Annotated in this window: 11 protein-coding genes; 6 read left to right on the top strand and 5 right to left on the bottom strand. The window is 71.5% G+C overall.

All coding sequences use genetic code 11. The features are described 5' to 3' along the window. Window positions 1–240, bottom strand: a 240-nt coding sequence (locus ABZZ04_RS16230; protein ID WP_356932846.1) for a homocysteine S-methyltransferase family protein, incomplete at its 3' end; no start/stop codon positions are given. A 239-nt stretch (window positions 241–479) separates the two neighbouring features. On the opposite strand from ABZZ04_RS16230, the gene ABZZ04_RS16225 reads away from it, so the two are divergent. The 5 genes from ABZZ04_RS16225 (at window position 480) to ABZZ04_RS16205 (ending at window position 6,360) form a co-directional block, all read left to right on the top strand. Then, on the top strand, window positions 480–1,244 hold the full coding sequence (locus ABZZ04_RS16225; RefSeq protein ID WP_356932845.1) for an IclR family transcriptional regulator: 765 nt from the start codon (window positions 480–482) through the stop codon (window positions 1,242–1,244). Between the two features lie 236 nt (window positions 1,245–1,480). Continuing rightward, the gene (locus ABZZ04_RS16220; protein WP_356932844.1) at window positions 1,481–2,272 is read left to right on the top strand and encodes an MIP/aquaporin family protein; all 792 of its coding nucleotides are present in this window, start codon (window positions 1,481–1,483) and stop codon (window positions 2,270–2,272) included. A 57-nt stretch (window positions 2,273–2,329) separates the two neighbouring features. Next, window positions 2,330–3,856, top strand: a complete 1,527-nt coding sequence (glpK, locus tag ABZZ04_RS16215) for a glycerol kinase GlpK (RefSeq protein ID WP_356932843.1) — start codon at window positions 2,330–2,332, stop codon at window positions 3,854–3,856. 5 nt (window positions 3,857–3,861) lie between these two features. Continuing rightward, window positions 3,862–5,472, top strand: a complete 1,611-nt coding sequence (locus ABZZ04_RS16210) for a glycerol-3-phosphate dehydrogenase/oxidase (RefSeq protein ID WP_356932842.1) — start codon at window positions 3,862–3,864, stop codon at window positions 5,470–5,472. 216 nt (window positions 5,473–5,688) lie between these two features. Beyond that, the gene (locus ABZZ04_RS16205) at window positions 5,689–6,360 is read left to right on the top strand and encodes a FadR/GntR family transcriptional regulator (protein WP_356932841.1); all 672 of its coding nucleotides are present in this window, start codon (window positions 5,689–5,691) and stop codon (window positions 6,358–6,360) included. Window positions 6,361–6,414: 54 nt separating this feature from the next. Here the strand turns inward: ABZZ04_RS16205 and ABZZ04_RS16200 are convergent, their stop codons facing one another. Continuing rightward, window positions 6,415–7,194, bottom strand: coding sequence for an SDR family oxidoreductase (locus ABZZ04_RS16200; RefSeq protein WP_356932840.1), 780 nt, complete (start codon window positions 7,192–7,194; stop codon window positions 6,415–6,417). Then, window positions 7,191–8,540 (bottom strand): enolase C-terminal domain-like protein, encoded by a 1,350-nt coding sequence (locus ABZZ04_RS16195; protein WP_356932839.1) that lies wholly within the window; start codon window positions 8,538–8,540, stop codon window positions 7,191–7,193. The genes ABZZ04_RS16200 and ABZZ04_RS16195 overlap by 4 nt, the downstream gene beginning before the upstream one ends. Window positions 8,541–8,798: 258 nt before the next feature. On the opposite strand from ABZZ04_RS16195, the gene ABZZ04_RS16190 reads away from it, so the two are divergent. Further along, window positions 8,799–9,893 carry a PAC2 family protein gene (locus tag ABZZ04_RS16190; protein WP_356932838.1) on the top strand — a complete coding sequence of 365 codons (1,095 nt, stop codon included), beginning with the start codon at window positions 8,799–8,801 and terminating at the stop codon, window positions 9,891–9,893. Window positions 9,894–10,013: 120 nt separating this feature from the next. On the opposite strand, the gene ABZZ04_RS16185 is transcribed toward ABZZ04_RS16190, so the two are convergent. Together ABZZ04_RS16185 and mshC are read right to left on the bottom strand one after the other, a co-directional pair. Then, window positions 10,014–13,058, bottom strand: coding sequence for an NPCBM/NEW2 domain-containing protein (locus tag ABZZ04_RS16185; RefSeq protein WP_356932837.1), 3,045 nt, complete (start codon window positions 13,056–13,058; stop codon window positions 10,014–10,016). 148 nt (window positions 13,059–13,206) lie between these two features. After that, window positions 13,207–14,436, bottom strand: a complete 1,230-nt coding sequence (gene mshC / locus ABZZ04_RS16180; protein ID WP_356932836.1) for a cysteine--1-D-myo-inosityl 2-amino-2-deoxy-alpha-D-glucopyranoside ligase — start codon at window positions 14,434–14,436, stop codon at window positions 13,207–13,209. Between the last annotated feature and the right edge of the window lie 15 nt (window positions 14,437–14,451).

The following is a 14,451-nucleotide window of genomic DNA, read 5'->3' as shown; positions in this document are numbered from 1 at the left end:
GACACAGTCCACACCCGCCGCGAAATACTCCTCGTGCACCGACCGCACGATGTCCGGCCGCGTCACGTTCAGAACCTCGTTGCAGCCCTCGAGATCCTGGAAGTCCTCCAGCGTCGGATCCTGCGCCTGCAACATGGTGCCCATCGCACCGTCCGCCACCACCACCCGGGTGGCGAGCGCCTCACGCAACGCTCCGGCTCGGATCCTGCTGTCGGCGGAAGGGGTCGGCAACGAGGCCATGGATGTACTCCCTGGGATGCGACGGCTGTCGGCTTTGCGGCTTCGGTGGAAGGCGCACCAGGCCAGCCTAGCCCGGCGGCGGCCGGGGTCGTCACTCCGTCCCACGGAGCGGACGGCATGCTGTGCGGGGCGATGTCCGGATCGGAGTGGTGCCGCGGTTTTCCTCCGCGATCGAGCATGGGTCGGCATCGACCGATAGTGTTCAGCATTGTCGAACCGAGGTGGAGGAGTACGGCGCGATGGCCAAGAACATCCAGTCGCTGGAGCGGGCGGCGGCGATGCTGCGCCTGCTGGCAGGCGGCGAGCGTCGGCTGGGACTGTCCGACATCGCCTCTTCGCTGGGCCTGGCCAAGGGCACCGCGCACGGCATCCTGCGCACCCTCCAGCACGAGGGCTTCGTCGAGCAGGACGCCGCGTCCGGCCGCTACCAGCTGGGGGCGGAGCTGCTGCGGCTGGGCAACAGCTACCTGGACGTCCACGAGCTGCGGGCCCGCGCGCTCGTCTGGACGGACGACCTGGCCCGTTCCAGCGGCGAGAGCGCCCATCTGGGCGTGCTGCACCAGCAGGGCGTCCTCATCGTCCACCACGTCTTCCGCCCCGACGACAGCCGGCAGGTCCTGGAGGTCGGGGCCATGCAGCCGCTGCACTCCACGGCCCTGGGCAAGGTGCTCTCGGCCTACGACCCGGTGGCGCACACCGAGGCCCTGGAGGCCGAGCGCAAGCCCTTCACCCCGCGCACCGTCACCGACGCGGAGGAGTTCGAGGCGATGCTCGACCTGATCCGGGCCCGGGGCTGGGCGGCCGACGTGGAGGAGACCTGGGAGGGGGTGGCCGCGGTGGCCGCCCCGATCCACGACCGGCGGCGGATGCCGGTCGGCGCGGTGGCCGTGACCGGCGCGGTGGAGCGGGTCTGCGCGAACGGGGAGCTGCGCCCCGAGCTGATCGCCGCGGTGCGCGACTGCGCCCGCGCCGTCTCCAGGGACCTGGGCGCCGGACGCTTCTGAGCCCGGCCGCGGCGCATCACCCGGTAACGATCGAGTTATGGGCCACACAAGTCTTGACGCCCGATTCGCCTGGGGGAAGCATTGCCGTTCACCGGTCGGCATTGTCGAACAGCTAACGGAAATAAGCGTTATGGTGTGACAGCGCCAAGGGCCGGAAAACGCCCTCCCACGAGGGCGCGAACCACCGGAGGGACCCGGGGTTCGGCTTCCCTGGACGAAGGACAAAGGAGTCGCGGGTGTCCAGCTCCGACATCTTCATCGGCGAGACCATAGGTACCGCCGTGCTCATCCTGCTCGGCGGCGGTGTCTGTGCCGCCGTCACTCTCAAGCACTCCAAGGCCCGGAACGCCGGCTGGCTGGCCATCACCTTCGGGTGGGGTTTCGCGGTGCTGACCGGCGCCTACCTGGCCGGCGGCGTCTCCGGCGCGCACCTCAACCCGGCGGTCACCCTCGGCCTCGCGATCAAGGGCGGCACCGAGTGGGGCGACGTCCCGCTGTACCTCGCCTCCCAGCTGCTCGGCGCGATGATCGGCGCGGTGCTGGTCTGGGCGACGTACTACGGGCAGTTCCGGGCGCACCTCACGGATCCGGAGATCCTGGGCGCCCATGCGGGTGAGGAGGGCATGGTCGACGAGGCCGCCGCCCCGGCCGCGGGCCCGGTCCTGGGCATCTTCTCCACCGGCCCCGAGATCCGGAACGCCGCGCAGAACCTGGTCACCGAGATCATCGCCACCGTCGTGCTGGTCCTGGCGATCCTCACCCAGGGCCTCAACAATGACGGCGACGGCCTCGGCACGCTCGGCGCCCTGATCACCTCGCTGCTCGTCGTGGGCATCGGTCTCTCGCTCGGCGGCCCGACGGGGTACGCGATCAACCCGGTCCGCGACCTCGGCCCGCGTATCGTGCACGCGCTGCTGCCGCTGCCGAACAAGGGCGGTTCCGACTGGGGCTACGCCTGGGTGCCGATCGTCGGACCGCTGATCGGCGGCGCGATCGCGGGCGGGCTCTACAACGTCGCCTTCGCCTGAGCCGCGGCGCCCAGAGCCGTCACCCCAAGAGACCACACAGACTTCCGGGAGCACACCGTGACCGACGCACACACCACCGGCCCGTTCATCGCGGCCATCGACCAGGGCACCACCTCCAGCCGCTGCATCGTCTTCGACAAGGACGGCCGGATCGTCTCCGTCGACCAGAAGGAGCACGAACAGATCTTCCCGAAGCCGGGCTGGGTCGAGCACGACGCGACCGAGATCTGGGAGAACGTCCAGGAGGTCGTGGCCGGTGCCATCGTCAAGGCGGGCATCACGGCCGCCGACGTGAAGGCGATCGGCATCACCAACCAGCGCGAGACCACGCTGCTCTGGGACAAGAACACCGGTGAGCCGGTCCACAACGCCCTCGTCTGGCAGGACACCCGGACCGACGCGCTCTGCAAGGAGCTCGGCCGCAACGTCGGCCAGGACCGGTTCCGCCGGGAGACCGGTCTGCCGCTCGCCTCGTACTTCGCCGGCCCGAAGGTCCGCTGGCTGCTCGACAACGTCGAGGGGCTGCGCGAGCGCGCCGAGCGCGGCGAGATCCTCTTCGGCACCATGGACTCCTGGGTCATCTGGAACCTGACCGGCGGCACCGACGGCGGCGTCCACGTCACCGACGTCACCAACGCCTCGCGCACGCTCCTGATGAACCTGCACGAGATGAAGTGGGACGAGCGGATCCTCCACTCGATGGACATCCCGGCCGCGGTGCTCCCCGAGATCCGCTCCTCCGCCGAGGTGTACGGGCATGCCAAGGGCGGAGTGCTCGACGGGGTCCCCGTGGCGTCCGCGCTCGGCGACCAGCAGGCGGCCCTCTTCGGCCAGACCTGCTTCTCCGAGGGCGAGGCCAAGTCCACGTACGGCACCGGCACCTTCATGCTGATGAACACCGGTGAGACGCCCGTCAACTCGTACAACGGGCTGCTGACGACCGTCGGGTACCGGATCGGCGACCAGAAGCCGGTCTACGCCCTGGAGGGCTCCATCGCCGTCACCGGTTCGCTGGTGCAGTGGATGCGCGACCAGATGGGGCTGATCAAGTCCGCGGCCGAGATCGAGACCCTGGCCTCCTCGGTCGAGGACAACGGCGGCGCGTACTTCGTGCCGGCCTTCTCCGGTCTGTTCGCCCCGTACTGGCGCTCCGACGCCCGCGGGGTCATCGCCGGTCTGACCAGGTACGTCACCAAGGCGCACATCGCCCGTGCCGTCCTGGAGGCCACCGCCTGGCAGACCCGTGAGATCACCGACGCCATGACCAAGGACTCCGGCGTCGAGCTGGCCGCCCTGAAGGTCGACGGCGGCATGACCTCCAACAACTTGCTGATGCAGACGCTCGCCGACTTCCTGGACGCGCCCGTGGTGCGGCCCATGGTCGCCGAGACGACCTGCCTCGGCGCCGCCTACGCCGCCGGTCTCGCCGTCGGCTTCTGGCCGGACACCGACGCGCTGCGCGCCAACTGGCGCCGGGCCGCCGAGTGGACACCCCGCATGGACGCGGACACCCGCGACCGTGAGTACAAGAACTGGCTCAAGGCCGTCGAGCGGACCATGGGCTGGCTCGAAGACGAGGAGTAATCGACATGACCACCCTGCAGAGCGTCCCGTCCCTCGGGACACACCCGGCCTCCGGCTCCCTCCCGAGCCGCGCCGAGACCCGGGAGCAGCTGTCCAGGGCTGCGTACGACCTCCTGGTGATCGGTGGCGGCATCCTGGGCATCTCCACCGCCTGGCACGCCGCGCAGTCCGGGCTGCGGGTGGCCCTGGTGGACGCCGGCGACTTCGCCGGCGCCACCTCCTCCGCCTCCTCCAAGCTGCTCCACGGCGGTCTGCGCTACCTGCAGACCGGTGCCGTGAAGCTGGTGGCGGAGAACCACTTCGAGCGCCGTGCGGTGTCCCGTCAGGTGGCCCCGCACCTGGCCAATCCGCTCACCTTCTACCTGCCGGTGTACAAGGGCGGCCCGCACGGCGCGGCCAAGCTCGGCGCGGGCGTGTTCGCCTACTCGGCGCTCTCCGCGTTCGGCGACGGGGTCGGCCATGTGATCAGCCCGGCACGGGCCCGGCGCGACGTGCCGGAGCTGCGCACGGACAACCTGAAGGCCGTCGCGGTCTACGGCGACGACCAGATGAACGACGCCCGGATGGCGCTGATGACGGTGCGCGCGGCCGTCGACGCGGGCGCGGTCGTCCTCAACCACGCGGCGGTGACCGGGCTGCGGTTCACCAGGGGACGGGTGACCGGCGCCGACCTGGAGGACCGCCTGGACGGCACGGAGTTCGGCGTCGACGCCCGTCTCGTGCTGAACGCCACCGGGCCGTGGGTCGACCACCTGCGGAAGATGGAGGACCCGGGCGCGGCGCCCTCCATACGCCTGTCCAAGGGCGCGCACCTCGTGCTGAAGCGCACCCGCCCCTGGAAGGCCGCGCTCGCCACCCCCATCGACAAGTACCGGATCACGTTCGCCCTGCCGTGGGAGGACATGCTGCTGCTCGGTACGACGGACGAGGTGTACGAGGGCGACCCGGCGGACCTCGCGGTCACCGAGAAGGACACCGCGCAGATCCTGGACGAGGCGGCGTTCTCCATCCGGGACCAGCAGCTGTCGCGGGACCTGATCACGTACTCCTTCGCCGGTCTGCGGGTGCTGCCCGGCGGTCCCGGCGACACGTCCAAGGCCAAGCGCGAGACGGTCGTGACGGAGGGCCGCGGCGGGATGCTGTCGGTCGCGGGCGGCAAGTGGACGACGTTCCGCCACATCGGCCGTACGGTGATGAACAAGCTGGCCGCGCTCCCCGGCCGCCCGCTCGCGGAGGACATGGAGCCGATCGCGCACCTGCCGAAGAAGCTGCCGCTGCCGGGCATCGCCAACCCGAACGCGGTGGCGCACCGGCTGCTGATCGACGGCGGTACGCCGGGACCGCGGATGGCGGCCGACACCGCTCGGCACCTGGCCACGCACTACGGCTCGCTCTCCTTCGACATCGCCCGGCTGGCCAACGAGAACCCGGCGCTGGCCGAGCGCATCCACCCGGACGCGCCGGAGATCTGGGCGCAGGTCGCCTACGCGCGCGACCACGAGTGGGCCGAGACGGCGGACGACGTGCTGCGCCGCCGGACGACGCTGACGATCCGGGGCCTGGCGACGGACGAGATCCGGGCCGGTGTCGAGACCATGCTCGGCGACCGGAACTGACGGCACGGCACCGCACAGCACGGCGTACGAAGCGGACGGGGCGGCTCCCACGACGGGGGCCGCCCCGTCCGTGTGTCCGGGCGGGCACGGCGCCGGGCGGAACGGCCGCCCGTGCGCGGACGACCTCGGTGGTCCCGGTTCCTCCGCCCCTCACGGCCCCATAATGAAGAGATACATCGGATGTCTGATTCCCGTCCGGATCTCAGGAGGACCGTCATGGCTGTCACCGACGAGGCGATCGAGAAGATCAAGGGAATGATCGTCTCGGGTGCGCTACGGCCCGGCGACCGGCTTCCCAAGGAGAGCGAGCTCGCGGCCGACCTCGGGCTGTCCCGCAACTCGCTCCGGGAGGCGGTGCGCGCGCTGTCGCTGATCCGCATCCTCGATGTGCGACAGGGCGACGGCACCTATGTGACCAGCCTCGATCCGCAGTTGCTGCTGGAAGCGCTGAGCTTCGTCGTGGACTTCCACCGCGACGACACGGTGCTCGAGTTCCTCGCCGTCCGCCGCATCCTGGAACCGGCCGCGACGGCGATGGCGGCCACCCGGATCGACGATGCCCAACTGGACGCGCTCAGCGCGCAGCTGGACGCACTGGGCGCGCAGCCCTCGGTGGAGGAACTGGTCGCCTGCGACCTGGAGTTCCACCGCGGGATCGTGCAGTCGTCCGGGAACTCGGTGCTCTGCTCGCTGCTCGACGGGCTGTCCGGGCCGACGACCCGGGCCCGGGTGTGGCGCGGTCTGACCCAGGAGGACGCGGTCAGCCGCACGCTGCACGAGCACCGGGCGATCGTGTCGGCCCTGCGGGACCGGGACGCGGAGGCCGCGCGGGCCTGGGCGACGGTGCACGTGGCGAGCGTGGAGCAGTGGCTGAGGTCGACGCTGTGACCTGGAGGAGGGGCACCCGGTCCGGATGCCCCTCCTCCCGCGTCGAAGGTCCGGTCAGCTCCCGGCCGGGCGCAGCCGCAGTCCCTGCATTCCGCCGTCGACGGCGAGCGCCGTTCCGGTGACCGAGGCGGCGGCGGGGCTCGCGAGGTACACGATCGCGGCGGCCACCTCGTCGGCGGAGACCAGCCGCCCCAGCGGCTGACGGGCGTCGAGCGCGGCCCGTTCGGCGGCCGGGTCCTCCGCCTGCCCGAGCAGCCGGCCGATCCACGGGGTGTCCGCGGTACCCGGGTTGACGCAGTTGACCCGGATGCCCTCGCGGACGTGGTCGGCGGCCATCGCCAGGGTCAGCGAGAGGACCGCGCCCTTGCTCGCGCTGTACAGGGCGCGCTGCGGCAGCCCGGCGGTCGCCGCGATGGAACAGGTCTGGGTGATCGACACGGCGCCGGGCCGGTCGGCCGCCGCGCGCCGCAGATGGGGCAGGGCGTGCCGGGCGGTGCGGACCATGCCGAGGACGTTGATGTCCAGGACCCGGCCCCACTCCTCGTCGTCGTTGTCCTCGACCGTGCCGATGGAGCCGATGCCCGCGTTGGACACGACGGTGTGCAGCGCGCCCAGTTCGGCCGCGGCCCGGTCGACCGCCGCGCGCACGGCGGCATTGTCGGTGACGTCCGCCTCGACGGCCAGGGCCCCTGCGGGGGCGCCCGCGGTCTCCCGGTCGAGCACGGCCACCCGTGCGCCGCGTTCCAGCAGCATGGTCGTGACGGCGGCCCCGATGCCGGAGGCGCCGCCCGTCACCAGTGCGCCCATTCCCTCGAAGTCACGTGTGCCGGTCATCGGTTGGCCTCCTCGGCGGTGCGGCGGGCCTGCCACACGGGGCCCTCCGGGTAGCGGTGTGCGGCGATCGACCCGGGGAGCATCCGGGCGGAGAAGCCCGGGGCGTCCGGGGCGACGTAGCGGCCGTTCTCGATCACGGTGGGGTCGGCGAAGTGTTCGTGGAGGTGGTCGACGTACTCGATCACGCGGTCGTCCCAGCTGCCGGACACCGCGACGTAGTCGAACATCGACAGGTGCTGCACCAGCTCGCAGAGTCCGACGCCGCCCGCGTGCGGGCAGACCGGCACGCCGTACTTGGCGGCGAGCAGCAGGATCGCCAGGTTCTCGTTGACGCCCGCGACCCGGGCCGCGTCGATCTGGACGAAGTCGACCGCCCCGGCCTGGAGGAGCTGCTTGAACACGACCCGGTTGGCGACGTGTTCACCGGTGGCGACCTTGACCGGCTGCCCGGCCCGCACGGCGGCGTGGCCCAGGATGTCGTCGGGGCTGGTCGGCTCCTCGATCCAGTGCGGGTCGTACGGTGCGAGCGCGGTCATCCACTCGACCGCGCCGGAGACGTCCCAGCGCTGGTTGGCGTCGACGGCGATCCGGATGTCGGGGCCGACGGCCTCGCGGGCCAGGGCGAGTCTGCGGACGTCGTCGGGGAGGCTGCCGCCGACCTTCAGCTTGATCTGGGTGAAGCCGTCGGCGACGGCCTCCTTCGCCAGGCCGACCAGCTTGTCGTCGGCGTAGCCCAGCCAGCCGGGCGAGGTGGTGTACGCCGGGTACCCCTCGGCGCGCAGCCGTTCGGCGCGCTCGGCCCGGCCCGGTTCGGCGGCCCGCAGGATCTCCAGGGCCTCGTCGGGGGTGAGGGCGTCGGTGAGGTAGCGGAAGTCCACGAGGGAGACGAGCTCCTCGGGCGTCATCCCGGCGAGGAACTGCCACACCGGCTGTCCCGCCAGCTTCGCCGCCAGGTCCCAGGCGGCGTTGACGACCGCGCCGGCCGCCATGTGCATCACGCCCTTCTCCGGTCCCAGCCAGCGCAGTTGGGAGTCGTGCGTGAGTTCCCGGTGCAGTGCGGCGAGGTCGGCCGCGGTACGGGGGGCCGGGCGCCCCACCACGTAGGGGCGCAGCGTCCCGATGGCGGCGGCCATCACCTCGTTGCCCCGCCCGATGGTGAAACAGAAGCCATGCCCCTCGGCGCCCGCGCCGCCGTCGCCGTCCGCACCGGCGGGGTCATCGGTGCGCAGCACGAGGTAGGCGGCCGAGTAGTCGGGATCCGGATTCATGGCGTCCGAACCGTCCAGTTGTTCCGAGGTCGGAAAACGGATGTCGTGGACCACGAGATCCGTGACGGTCTGGCTCATGTGCGCTCCCCAGGGGAATAACATCGGACCTCTGTTCTGGTCATCCGATGTATAGCGCCAAGAAGGCTCTAACGTCCAGGCTTGACGGCAAATTCACTGGACACAGCTCGGATGTATTCGCAGGATGAAGCCTGGATCGGATCGATGATCAACCGATGGCGGGCCCGGGAGGTCCGGCTGTGCGCAGGGACTGCGGCGGGAGGGGCCAAAAGCCGTAAGGTTGATGAGTACACAAGGGAACTTCGGAAGGAGGCCTGGGTGATCGAGCTCGAGGGGGTTCCCGAGCTGATCGACCCGGTCATGGTGGCCGCGTTCGAGGGATGGAACGACGCGGGTGACGCGGCCTCCACGGCGGTCGCGCACCTGGAACGGGAGTGGAAGGGCGAGGTGCTCGCGGCGCTCGACGCCGAGGACTACTACGACTTCCAGGTCAACCGGCCGACGGTCTGGCTGGACGGCGGGGTGCGCAAGATCACCTGGCCGACCACCCGGCTGTCCGTGGTCCGCGTCGGCGGGGAGAAACCCCGCGACCTCGTCCTCGTCCGCGGCATCGAACCATCCATGCGCTGGCGCTCGTTCTGCAATGAGATCCTCGGCTTCGCCCATGAACTGGGCGTGGAGATGGTGGTGGTCCTGGGCGCGCTGCTCGGGGACACCCCGCACACCCGCCCGGTACCGGTCAGCGGGGTCACCTCCGACCCGGACCTGGCCCGGACCATGGACCTGGAGGAGACCAGGTACGAGGGTCCGACCGGCATCGTCGGCATCCTCCAGGAGGCGTGCACCCACGCGGGCGTGCCCGCGGTGAGCCTGTGGGCGGCGGTGCCGCACTACGTGTCGCAGCCGCCCAACCCCAAGGCCACGCTCGCACTGCTGAACCGCCTGGAGGACCTGCTCGGCCTGCGCATCCCGCTGGGCGAACTGCCCGAGGACGCGCGTGCCTGGCAGCTGGGCGTCGACCAACTGGCCGCCGAGGACAGCGAGGTCGCCGAGTACGTGCAGACGCTGGAGGAGGCCCGGGACACCGCGGAGCTGCCCGAGGCGAGCGGCGAGGCCATCGCCCGGGAGTTCGAACGCTATCTGCGCCGCAGGGACATCGGCCCCGGCGGGCACGCGACGGAGAGCGGGGACACCTCGTACCTGCGCGATCCGGCCGGCGGCCGCACCCGTCCGCCGAAACCGGTGCGCCCCGAGACGGGCGACGACACCGGTCCCCGCACCCGGCCGACGGCCGGCGAGGGGAACGACGGCGCGAACGACGACGCCGAGGGCCCGCGGGATTCCGCGGAGGACGCCCCGGAGCCCCCGGACGTCCCCGATTCCCCGGACTCCCCCGGTTCCCCGGATTCCTGACGCCGGGTCACCGGCGGGACCGGCGAGACCGGTGGGGCGCCGGACGGGATCAGGTCCCGCCCGGCGCCCCGTCGTCGTCCGGCCCGGCAGGAAGCCGTCCGGCCGGTCGGGAACGGGTGATCAGGAACAGGTGAACCGCGCCGCGGCCCAGTCCCCGTGGTCACCCGTCCTGGAACCATTGGTGTCCGTGACCTTGAGGCGCACGTGGCGCGCCCCGTCGAGCCGCACGTCCACCGGTACGGTCGCCGAGGCCCCGGTCAGCTTCGGCGAGGTCCACAGCACCTTGCCGTCCGCCTCGACCGAGAACGCCACCTCGCCGTAGCCGTTGATCTCGTCGTCGATGCCCACGTCCGCGGTGAACGCGGTGCAGCGCCCGCCGAGGTAGACCTCGATCTCGGAGTCGGCATGGGTGCCGATGCCCTTCTCGTAGGTCCTGCCCGCGAGGGTCAGCGTCCTCCCGTCGGACGCGCCCGACTCGCCGTTGCTGCGGTCCCGTTCGGCCGGTCCGTAGCCGTTGGTGGACTTCAGCCACACCAGATCGCTCGCCCACGCCCCGCCGGTGGGCGGCGGCGGCATCACCGCGGCCGCGAACCGCTGCACGGCGGTGCGGGACTCACCGGCCGACCGGTAGCGGGCGACCGCGGTGATCCCCGCCTCCCCCGCCTCGGCGTCCTTCGCCGGGGTGACCGAGAGCTCGACCCGTCGGGTGGTGCCCGCCGGAACGCGGTCCACCGTCGCGGGCCGGGCGACCCGCCAGCCCTCGGGGACGTCCAGGGTCACCTCGGCGTCCTTCACGTCCGCCGTGCCCGCGGTGACGTCCACGGTCACGGTGGACTCGGCGCCGGCCCCGACCTCCTGTCCGGCCGGTGCGGCGAGCGCGGCCGTCGCGGCGGCGTCCCGGCCGCCGACCGCGCTGGTGCCCTTCAGTTTCACGGTGAACTTCTTGCCGGTGGACAGCTTCCCGGTCTTGACCTTCACGACGCCGCCGCGGTCGTCCCGGTCGTACCACCAGCCCCGCTCGGCCGCCCGGTACGCGGCCCCGGAGTCCAGCCGGGGCAGCTTCCCGCGGAGCTCGACCGCGCCCGGCTCGGAGCCGGTGTGCACGCTGAACTCGTAGGGGCGGGCGGTCTGCTTGCCGGTGAACTCCCCCTCGCTCGCGCCGATCCGCACGGTGACGTCGCCCGCGCCCCGGACCGGTGCGTCGACCTCGGCGGTCTGGGTGGCGTACTTGCCGGCCCGGTGCTGCCGGGTGACGCCGTCGTCCTCGTACAGCGTGAAGGAGGACTTCCCCCGCGGGTAGACGTCCCAGGCGAGCGGGGAGTCCGCGGTGCGGTCCCGGTACGAGCGGATGCCCGGCCACATCGGCACGGCGGCACCGCCCCTGACGAACAGCGGCAGGGTGTCCAGCGGCGCGGCGTAGTCGTCCACGGTGGTCGGCCCCTCGTACGTGCGGCCGCTCCAGTAGTCGGTCCAGGTGCCCTTCGGCAGGTAGATCCCGTCGCGTTCGGTGCTGTCCCGGTAGACCGGTGCGACGAGGAAGTCCTCGCCGGACATGAACTCGTACTTCGCCGCGTCGGAGGCCGCCTCCGGGTCGTCGGGGAATTCGAGGACGAGCGGGCGGACCATGCCGACGCCGGTCTTCGTCGCCTCGTGCGCGTAGGAGTACTGGTAGGGCAGCAGCGACTCCTTGAGCTTGAGGTAGTCGCGGTTGATGGAGGTGTACGGCTCCCCGTACCGGAAGGGCTGCTTGTCGCTGGCCGCCCAGCCGTCCATCGTCATCGTGGTCCCCAGGAACATCTTCCACTGGAGGTCACGGGTGTACGTCTTGGCGCTGCCGCCGAAGATGCCGTCCACGTCGCCGGTGGTGTAGGCGAGACCGGACATGGTGGCGCCCGCGTAGGTCGGGATCTGCCAGCGGATGTAGTCCCAGGTGCCGTACTGGTCCCCGGACCACTGGACGCCGCAGCGCTGCGCGCCCGACCAGCTCTCGGGGGCGTAGGTGAAGCCGCGGGCGTCGCTGTTGTCCTCGATGCCCTTGTACGCGTCCTTGCAGCCGTCCAGGGCGAACTTGTAGCCCTCGCCGACCCAGGCGACGTCCAGTTTGGCGACCCGCTGGCCCGCCCCGACCTGGTCGGCGATCTTGTCGATGCCGTCCTCGGTCCACAGGCCGAGCTGCATGCCGCGGTCCTGGAGCCCCTTGGCGGTCTCGCCGAGGTCCTCGTAGCCGCAACCGTAGCCGTCGTTGACGAGCATCCAGCCGTTGGGCATGTCGTGCTCGACGTAGCCGTCGGCGACCTTCAGCGCGTCCAGGGTGCGGCGCTCGCCGCGGTTGGCGTTGTGCAGGTAGCAGTCGGCGTCGCCGATCTCCAGCCCGTACACGGGCGGCAGGAACGGTTTGCCGGTGAGCTTCGTGTACTGCCCGATGACGTCCTTGGCGTCGTCGCCCGCGAAGTAGTAGGCGTCGAAGCGCTTCTCCTGCGCGGTGGTGGTCACCGGGTCGGTGAAGGCGTAGGTGTTCGGCGCGTAGGTGTTGCGGAAGACGCCGTAGCCGGCCGAGGAGAGGTAGAACGGCACCGAGTTGGGGTGGCCGCCGTCGTCCCAGTTGTAGTCGACGCCGACCTCGACGGTCTTGCCCCGGTGCGAGGTGTTGCCCCGGCCGTTCTGCATTCCGGCGCCGTAGAACTGCTCGTCCGCGCCCCGGTCGAGCGTCTGGACGGTCCGCTCGCCGTTCCAGCTCAGTCCCTTGGACTCGGACCACAGGCGGGTGCCGTCGGCGCGGTACAGCTCGAAGCGCAGGGGCGACTTGTAGGCGCGCAGGGTGACGTCGGCGGTGGAGAGCTCGTAGCGGTCGTCGCGCTCCTTCCAGCGGGTGCGGGGCGGGGTGCCCTGCGGCAGGACGATGTCGTCGCCGGTCGGGTCCGAGAAGGCCCCGTCCGGGGCGAGTTCGATGCGGAAGGTCTCGGCGGAGACGAAGCTGACGCGGGCCTCGGCGGCGCCTGCCTCCAGGCGGTAGACGGCCCCGTCGGCGGAGAACCCGGTCAGGTCACCGACCGTGGTGTCCGGTTCGGCGGCTCCCGCCTGCGGGACACCGGGGCCCGTGAAGACGGCCACCAATCCCAGCAAGGCTGCAACTGCCGCCGTTCTGATGCGCGTTGATGATTGCATAGAGCGCTTTTAGCGCAGTAACGAGCACTTGACCATGGACAAAACGGAACCGGCCCCGAACTTCGTCGAGAAGTCCGGGGCCGGTTCGGCCGAATCGTCCGGTGGGAACCCGCGCGGCGGCGCCGCGCGGGGTGTTACGACCGGGTCGTCACAGGGCGACGCCCAGCAGTGCGTCGACGGCCCGCGAGACGACGCCGGGGGCGCCCTCGTCGCTGCCGCCCTCCGCGGCCTGCCGCTCGGCCCAGCGGTCCACGGCGGCCAGGGCGGCCGGCGCGTCCAGGTCGTCGGCGAGGGCCTCGCGGACCTCCTCGACCAGGGCCTCGGCGGACGGTCCGTCGGGGCGGGAGACGGCGGAGCGCCACCGTGCGAGCCGCTCGACGGCGTCGGCGAGCACCTGGTCGGTCCACTCCCAGTCGGACCGGTAGTGGTGCGCGAGCAGCGCGAGGCGGATGGCCGCCGGGTCCACGCCGTCGCGGCGCAGCTTCGAGACGAAGACCAGGTTGCCCCGGGACTTGGACATCTTCTCGCCGTCCAGGGCGACCATGCCGGCGTGCACGTACGCCCGCGCGAAGGGGTGTTCGCCGGTCAGTACCTGGGCGTGCGAGGCGCCCATCTCGTGGTGCGGGAAGACGAGGTCGGACCCGCCGCCCTGGACGTCGAAGCCCATGCCGAGGTGGTCCAGCGCGATGGCGACGCACTCGATGTGCCAGCCGGGCCGTCCGGGGCCGAGCGAGGCGCCGTCCCAGCTCGGCTCGCCCTCGCGGGCGGCCATCCAGAGCATCGGGTCGAGCGGGTTCTTCTTGCCGGGTCGCTCCGGGTCGCCGCCGCGCTCCGCGGACAGCAGCCGCATCGCCTCGGCGTCGAGGTTGGAGACCTCGCCGAAGTGCGGGTCGGCCTCGACGGAGAAGTACACGTCGCCGTCGAGTTCGTAGGCGGCTCCCGCGTCCCGGAGCCGTTCGACGAGCGGAACGATGCCGGGTATCGCCTCGACGGCGCCGATGTAGTGCTTCGGCGGGAGCATGCGCAGTGCGGTCATGTCCTCGCGGAACAGGGCCGTCTCGCGCTCCGCGAGCTCGGTCCAGTCCTCGCCGTCGCGCACGGCCCGTTCCAGGAGCGGGTCGTCCACGTCGGTCACGTTCTGGACGTAGTGAACCTGCCGCTTGGTGTCGAGCCACACGCGCTGGACGAGGTCGAACGCGTTGTAGGTCGCCGCGTGACCCATGTGGGTCGCGTCGTACGGCGTGATGCCGCAGACGTAGATACGGGCGACGGGACCGGGGTCGAGAGTGATCCGTCCGCCGGTCGCGGTGTCGTGGATCCGAAGGTCGCGGCCCTTGCCGGGCAGGGCGGGGACCTCAGAAGCGGGCCAGGCATGCATGCCACGAGCGTAACC

This window comes from Streptomyces sp. NPDC006435, from assembly GCF_040612315.1.
Taxonomy (GTDB): Bacteria; Actinomycetota; Actinomycetes; order Streptomycetales; family Streptomycetaceae; genus Streptomyces.
Note: the sequence above shows the minus strand (reverse complement) of the source record. Positions and strands in the feature narration are given on the sequence as shown.

What these genes read in the sequence shown, in the direction of transcription:
- ABZZ04_RS16200 (WP_356932840.1), bottom strand. Translation starts at nt 7,194, where the DNA reads ATGACCGGCACACGTGACTTCGAGGGAATGGGCGCACTGGTGACGGGC.
- ABZZ04_RS16205 (WP_356932841.1), top strand. Translation starts at nt 5,689, where the DNA reads ATGGCTGTCACCGACGAGGCGATCGAGAAGATCAAGGGAATGATCGTC.
- ABZZ04_RS16210 (WP_356932842.1), top strand. Translation starts at nt 3,862, where the DNA reads ATGACCACCCTGCAGAGCGTCCCGTCCCTCGGGACACACCCGGCCTCC.
- ABZZ04_RS16225 (WP_356932845.1), top strand. Translation starts at nt 480, where the DNA reads ATGGCCAAGAACATCCAGTCGCTGGAGCGGGCGGCGGCGATGCTGCGC.
- ABZZ04_RS16185 (WP_356932837.1), bottom strand. Translation starts at nt 13,058, where the DNA reads ATGCAATCATCAACGCGCATCAGAACGGCGGCAGTTGCAGCCTTGCTG.
- mshC (WP_356932836.1), bottom strand. Translation starts at nt 14,436, where the DNA reads ATGCATGCCTGGCCCGCTTCTGAGGTCCCCGCCCTGCCCGGCAAGGGC.
- ABZZ04_RS16195 (WP_356932839.1), bottom strand. Translation starts at nt 8,540, where the DNA reads ATGAGCCAGACCGTCACGGATCTCGTGGTCCACGACATCCGTTTTCCG.